Origin of the sequence: Curtobacterium pusillum (assembly GCF_007680845.1) — a bacterium.
In the GTDB taxonomy this organism is placed as follows: Bacteria; Actinomycetota; Actinomycetes; order Actinomycetales; family Microbacteriaceae; genus Curtobacterium; species Curtobacterium pusillum_B.
Window position 1 is genome coordinate 1 of the sequence record NZ_VEIY01000015.1, and the last position, 6,707, is coordinate 6,707.

Annotated in this window: 5 protein-coding genes; 1 reads left to right on the plus strand and 4 read right to left on the minus strand. The window is 71.6% G+C overall.

The window, feature by feature from the left end; all coding sequences use genetic code 11:
- Window positions 1-146: 146 nt before the first annotated feature.
- From FS825_RS18395 to FS825_RS18410, 4 genes are read right to left on the minus strand one after another with little or no spacing between them, the layout of a single operon-like run.
- Window positions 147-1,100, minus strand: a complete 954-nt coding sequence (locus tag FS825_RS18395) for a carbohydrate ABC transporter permease (RefSeq protein WP_144715888.1) — start codon at window positions 1,098-1,100, stop codon at window positions 147-149.
- A 3-nt stretch (window positions 1,101-1,103) separates the two neighbouring features.
- Window positions 1,104-2,069 carry a carbohydrate ABC transporter permease gene (locus FS825_RS18400; RefSeq protein ID WP_144715889.1) on the minus strand — a complete coding sequence of 322 codons (966 nt, stop codon included), beginning with the start codon at window positions 2,067-2,069 and terminating at the stop codon, window positions 1,104-1,106.
- Window positions 2,070-2,109: 40 nt separating this feature from the next.
- Window positions 2,110-3,417, minus strand: a complete 1,308-nt coding sequence (locus FS825_RS18405) for an ABC transporter substrate-binding protein (protein ID WP_144715891.1) — start codon at window positions 3,415-3,417, stop codon at window positions 2,110-2,112.
- Window positions 3,418-3,421: 4 nt separating this feature from the next.
- Window positions 3,422-5,458, minus strand: a complete 2,037-nt coding sequence (locus FS825_RS18410) for a glycoside hydrolase family 127 protein (RefSeq protein WP_144715893.1) — start codon at window positions 5,456-5,458, stop codon at window positions 3,422-3,424.
- A 154-nt stretch (window positions 5,459-5,612) separates the two neighbouring features.
- On the opposite strand from FS825_RS18410, the gene FS825_RS18415 reads away from it, so the two are divergent.
- The gene (locus FS825_RS18415; protein WP_144715895.1) at window positions 5,613-6,641 is read left to right on the plus strand and encodes a LacI family DNA-binding transcriptional regulator; all 1,029 of its coding nucleotides are present in this window, start codon (window positions 5,613-5,615) and stop codon (window positions 6,639-6,641) included.
- The last annotated feature ends 66 nt before the right edge of the window (window positions 6,642-6,707 follow it).

The window sequence follows — 6,707 nt, forward strand, 5'->3', positions numbered from 1 at the left end:
CCGCGCCCGCGCGCCCGCGCCGAGCGGGCACGACCCGCCGCGGGGCGGCCGCCGAGCGGGCGGAACCGGCCGGGCGCCGACGCCGAGCGGGCCGTATTCTGCCCGCTCGGCGGACCGGCGGGCGGCCGGCGGCCGCCAGCCGGCCGTCAGCCCTTCAGCGCGCCGGACGACAAGCCAGCGACGTAGAACCGCTGCAGCCCGACGTAGAGCGCGATGCACGGGATCATCGCCACGACCGACCCGGCGACGAGGTTCCCGTACGACACCTGCCCGTACGCCCCCGTCTGCAGGTTGAGCAGGGCGACCGGCAGCGTGTAGAGCGAGTCCTTCGTGAGGAACGTCAGCGCCCCGAGGAACTCCGTCCACGACGCCAGGAACGCGTACAGCGCAGCCGTCGCGGCCCCGGGCAGGAGCAACGGACGGAGCACGGACACGACGACCCGGAAGCGGGAGGCGCCGTCGACGAACGCCGAGTCCTCGAGCTCCGTCGGGATCGACTCGAACGCGTTCCGCATCACGAACACCCCGAACGGCAGGTTCACCGTCGTGTAGAACAGCACGAGCCCGAGCAGCGAGTTCGTGAGCTTCATGGCGTTCATCTCGAGGTACAGCGGCGTGAGGATCGCCTGGAACGGCACCATCATCGTCAGCAGCACGAGGCCGAACACGATGCCGGAACCACGGAACCGGAAGCGGGCGAACCCGTACCCGGCCATCGTCGCGATCACCGCGGTGAGGACCGCCGTGCACACCGAGACGATGATCGAGTTGAACAGCCCCGTCAGCAGGTGCGACGACGCGCTGAACACGGCGGCGAAGTTCTGCCAGCCGAGCTGGAAGAACGTGGCCGCGTCCGGGGCCTGCGTGATGACGGCCTCGGGTTGGAACGCCCGGAGGATCGACCAGATCAGCGGGACGCCGAACACGAGCGCCGACCCGACGCCGGCGACGACGTAGAGCGTGCGCTTGACGGCGGTGTCCCGCGGGTGCTGGACGCTGCCCTGGTGGTGGCGTCGTCGTCGCCCGTCACCCTCGGTGGTGAGCGTCCGGGTGGTCAGGTCGGGGGCCGCGAGTCCGGCTCGTGAGGTCGTGGTGCTCATGGCTCAGTCCTTCTCTCGGAGTGCCCAGAACTGGAACACCGTGACGGCGGCGATGACGACGACGAGCGCGATCGACTCCGCGGTCGCGGCGCCGAGCTGCAGGTTGACGAAGCCGCGGTTGTAGATCGCGTTGACGATCGTCGTGGTCTCGGTCCCCGGCCCACCCTGGGTCAGGATGTAGAACTGGTTGAACGCCAGCAGCGACCCGATCACCGAGATGATCACGCTGAGCGCCACCGTCGACCGGATCATCGGGAACGTGATGAGCCGCTCGGTCTGCCACCACGACGCCCCTTCGAGCTGGGCGGACTCGTACACCTCGTCCGGAACGCCCTGCATCGCGGACATGAGCAGCACCATCGTCAGCCCGGACACGGCCCAGACCACGAGCACGCAGATGAGCAGCGTCGCGAGCGGCCCGTTCACGAGCCAGGCGGTGCTGCCGTCGGTGATCCCGAGCCAGTGCAGCACCATGTTCACGGCGCCGGAGTTCGGCTGCGCCTCGAGCACGAGCATGAATGACAGCGTCGTCAGCCCGACCACGTACGGCAGGAAGAACACCGTCCGCAGCAGGGTGCTGCCGCGCCGACGAGCCCGGACGAGCACGGCCAGGAAGTACCCGAGCACCAGGATCGGCAGCGTCACGATCGCCGTGTACAGCAGCGTGTACCCGATGGCGTGCACGAACGTCGGGTCCTGGAACAGCGTCAGGTAGTTCTGCAGGCCGATGAACCGGTACGGCCCGATCAGCGGCCAGTTCGTGAACGAGATGTAGAGCGCGAACACGAGCGGCGCGAGGACGAACACCGCGACGAAGGCGATCGCCGGGGCGACCAGCACGGCACCGGTGCGCGGCGGGTGCGTGAGCGAGTTGCGGGACGGGGCGGAGCGGCCGGAGCGGCCGCCGACGGCGGGCCGTCCGACGGTGGACCGGCCGGCGCCGGACCGTCGGGTGGAGATGGTCGACATGACGTGCACCTCTCTGTGCTGTCGGTGGTGCGACGGTGGGTCAGGCCTGGACCTGGTCGAGGATGCGGGTGTAGTCCGCCTGCGCGGTCTTCATGGCGGCAGCGGCTCCCGATCCGAAGACCGCCTCGCGGAACATCGCGAAGTACGGCGACGACGGCTGGTTGTTGAGCAGGTTGTACGCGAGCGTCTGCGGCGCGTACCCCTTGTCGATGGCGTCCAGCGGGCCGAACGCGAGCGGGTACTTCTTCCGGTACTCGGGGGTGGCGGCGTCCGACCGGGTCGGGAAGTACCCGCCGTCCGGGAGCGCCTGCTGCTGCTGGAGCCCGTTCGCGTACTGCATGAACGCCCAGCCCCCGGACGGGTTCGCCGCCCCGTTCGGGATGCACATGTTGTCGCCGCCGTCGAAGAACGACCGCTTGCCGTCCCACGAGGGGATGAGCACCGTCCGCATCTTCGCCCGCATCGCCTTCGTCGCCGCGGGCACGGTGGCGCCGTACGACGTCGGGAAGATGCCGACCTTGCCGGCCCGGAAGTCGGCGCCCCACGTGGTGCCGGCGTCGGAGTACGTCGCCTTCGAGAGCGCCCCGTCCTTCCAGAGCTGCCGGTAGAACTCGAGCATGCGTTCGAGTGCCTCGTTGCCGGTGATGTTCGCCGTCTGCTTGCCGACCTCGCCGGACATCATGTCGACACCGGTGGCCCACACGTGCGGCTGGGTGACGAAGCCGATGATGCCGGCGGCGTTGCCGGAGATCGACCACCCGTAGACGTCGTCGCCGACCTTCCGGATCGCCTTCGCCGCGGCCAGGAGCGAGTCGAGGTCCTTCGTCGAGTCGTCGACGTCGAGACCGGCCTTGTCGAACAGCTCGGTGTTGACGAACAGCTGCGAGTTGTCCGCCAGGTACGGCAGCCCGTAGTACCGGTCCCGGTACTCCAGCAGCCGCAGGTGGCCCGGCGAGATCGCGTCGAAGTAGTCGAGCCCCTTCACGACGTCGGTCAGGTCGGCGAACGCCTCGCGGAAGATGAACAGCTGCGAGTTGATGTCGTCGATGTCCACCACGTCCGGCGGCTCACCGCCACGGATCGCGGTCGCGAGCTTCGTGACGTACTGGCCGTCGGGCACCGGCGTGAGTTCGACCTGCAGCTTCGGGTTCGCCTTGTTGAAGCCGGCGACGGCCGCCGTCAGCCCGGCTTGGGTGGCGGACCGGCACCAGACGTGCACGGTGCCGGTCGCGTTGCGCCCGAAGCTCGCGGCCTTCGCGTCGACCTTGGGCAGCGTGCCGGAGCACGCCGCCAAGGCGAGGGCAGCCCCGCCGGCGAGACCGCCGGCGAGGAACGCTCTGCGCAGCATCAGGTCACCGCGCCAGCGGCAGCCAGACGCGCATCGGCGCGGCTCCGCGGTTCGCCCAGGCGTAGTAGGGCACGGCCGTCGCGGTGACGGACTGGAGGTGGGCCCCACCCGCCGGTTCCGGCGAGACGCGCCAGCGGCTCGACGGCCGTGCCGGGAGGGACGGCGCGGCCCCGCCAGACCCGGCCACGTCGTCGACGCTGGTCGCGTCCAGGCCGCGATCCGCGCCTCCCGGCCCGTGCAGCCGACGGTACGGCCACGCTGCCTGCGCGTGCTCGGCAGGAGCGTGACCCGGGACGCGCAGCGTGACGACGCCGTCGAGGAGACCGTCCTGGCGCTCCTCGGTGATCGGCGCGTCCGCGTCGACCGTCAGGTCGTCGACCGTGAAGCCCTGCTGGTCCGCCTGCTCGACCGCGTACACGAGCGGCCCGCGCTCGATCGCGACCTGCCCGCGGGCGGCGTCGATCCGCTCGTCCGCGACGTACCGGTGCGGTGTCGTGTCGAAGACGAGCTCGACGGTGTCCCCGGCCGACCAGTCGCGGTCGATGACGTGCAGCGTCCCGGCCGCCGGGTGCTCCTGTCCGTCCGGGCCGGTGACGGTCGTCGTGTCCGACCAGGCGGGGATGCGCAGGCCGAGGGCGAGCGGGCCGGCCTCGGTGACCGTCACGACCACGCGTCCGTCGTGCGGGTAACCGGTCTCGACGTCGACCCGGCCGAGTGACGCCGTGGCGTACTGGTGCAGCTGGAGGCCGCCGTCGGTCGCGGTCGCCAGGTAGCCGTCGAGGCTCGCGAACGTCCGCATGATGTTCGGCGGGCAGCAGGCGCAGTCGAACCAGCCGCGGCGACCGTGCGCCGGCGAACGGTTCTCGTCCTGGTGCGCGTGGTCGCGCTGCTGGAGCGGGTTGACGTAGAAGTACTCGGTGCCGGCGAGGCTCACGCCCGCGAGGAACGCGTTGTACAGCAGCCGCTCGATCGCGTCGGCGTAGACGGGCTTCCCGGTCGCGAGGAGCAGGCGCCAGGCCCACTGGATCCCGCCGATCGCGGCGCAGGTCTCGGCGTAGCCGCGGTCCGTCGGGAGCTCGTACGGGTCGCCGAACGCCTCCCAGTCCCAGCGGGCTCCGAGGCCGCCCGTGATGAACGCCTTCGTCGCCATCATGTCGGCGAACTGGCCCTCGCTCGCGGCGAGGAGTTCGGTGTCACCGGTCTCGATCGCGACGTCCACCGCACCGGCGGCCAGGTACACGGCGCGGACGGCGTGCCCCTCGACGGTCGTGGCCTCGCGGCTCGGGACCCGGTCGGAGAAGTACGTCGGCTCGCCGCCGGCGCGCTCGATGATGCCGTGCCCGCGGGCGTCGACGAACCAGTGCGCCAGGTCGAGGTAGTCGCGGTTGCCGGTCTCGCGGTAGAGCTCGACGAGGCCCATCTCGACGACGGGGTGGCCGTCGATGTCGTGCTTCTTGCCGGGTCCTTCCCCGAACGTCCGGACCAGGTGGTCGGCGTTCTTCGTCGCGACCTCGAGCAGCCCGGTGTCGCCCGTCGCCCGGTGCTGCGCGACGGCCGCCTGGTACAGGTGCCCGGCGCAGTAGAGCTCGTGGCTCCACTTGAGGTCCGTGTAGCGCTCGCCCCCGCCCCGGATCTGCTGCACGGAGTCGAGGTAGCCGTCGTCGGCCTGCGCCTGGGCGTACAGGGCCGTGACCTCGCGCTGGAGGTCGAGCAGGTCGTCGGACGGTGCGCGACCGTACTCCCACGCGACCGCCTCGAGCCACTTCGTGACGTCCGAGTCCATGAAGATCGGGCCGGTCGCCTCGCCTTCCTCGAGCCCCGCGGCGATCCGGAGGTTCCGGAAGTTCCCCGCCGTCTCGAGCAGGGCGTACCCGCCGCGGATCGCGTCGCGGCCGTTGCGCTCCTGCCGGAGTGCCCAGAAGCCGCCGGTGATCCGGGCGTCGCCCGTCGGCAGGGGCCGGAGCGTGAGGTGCGCGTCGGCGGTCGGGAGGACCGGCGTCGCGGTCTGCGCGCGGCTGTCGGTCGCGAGCGTGGTGGTCATGTCGCCTCCTTGCGATGTGAACACGGCCGTCCTCCGGATTCCGGAAAACGGTTTCTGGCGCAGACGCTACGACACGGACGAGCGGCGCGCAAGGGCTTCTTCCTGCGGATTGCGTATGCTCTGATCACTTCGCGCATCCGGAAAGGGGGTTGCGGTGACACTCGAACGCACCGGCACGGACCGTGGCACGCAGCCCGTCCGGATCACCGACGTCGCGGCGCTCGCCGGGGTGTCGATCGGCACCGCGTCCAAGGCGCTGAACGGCACCGGGCAGCTCCGCGACTCCACCCGGCTGCGGGTGAAGGACGCCGCCGAGAAGCTCGGGTTCGTCGGTGACGCACGGGCCCGCGCGCTCGCCTCGGGGCGCACGTACACCGTCGGCATGATCACCACCGACTCGTTCGGACGCTTCTCGATCCCGGTGCTGCTCGGGGCCGAGGACGCCCTCTCCGCCGGGCAGATGATGGTCCTGCTCTGCGACACCCGCGACGACCACGTCCGCGAGGCCCACTACCTCCGCTCCCTCACCGCCCGCGGGGTCGACGGCATCATCGTGACCGGCCGCTCCGCCGACGCCCGACCGCCGATCGACGTCCCCGTCCCGGTCGTGTACGCGTTCACACCCTCGACCTCGGACTCCGACGTGTCGATCACGCTCGACGACGAAGCCGGCGCTGCCGCCGTCGCCTCGCACGTGCTGGCGCTCGGGCGCACACGGGTCGCGATCGTCACCGGGCCGTCGCGGCACCACTCCGCGGTCCGACGGGCGACGGGCGCCTCCGCCGTGCTGGGGGACCGACTGGTCGTCCCGCCGATGTTCGGGGAGTGGTCGGAGCGGTGGGGGCGCCGCGCGGTGGACGAGCTGGCGCGGGACTCCGGCGGGCAGCTCGGCGTCGACGCCATCGTGTGCGGGAGCGACCAGATCGCCCGTGGCGTGTGCGATCGGCTGCGGGAGCTCGGGCGCTCCGTGCCGGAGGACGTGGCGGTCACCGGGTTCGACGACTGGGACGTGATGGCGCTCGCGAGCCGTCCGCCGCTGACCACGGTGGACCTGCGGCTCGAGGAGCTCGGGCGGGTCGCGGGTCGGGCGTTGCTCGACCTCGTCGACGGGGGAGCGGGGGCGGTGGCGTCGGTCGCGGTGGCCCCGACGTTGGTCGTGCGCGAGAGCACCGTCGGCGCGTAGGGCGCGGCGCCGAGCGGGCGGCGCGGGCGGCGCGGGCGGGCGCGGCGCGCGGCGCGCGCGGCGGCG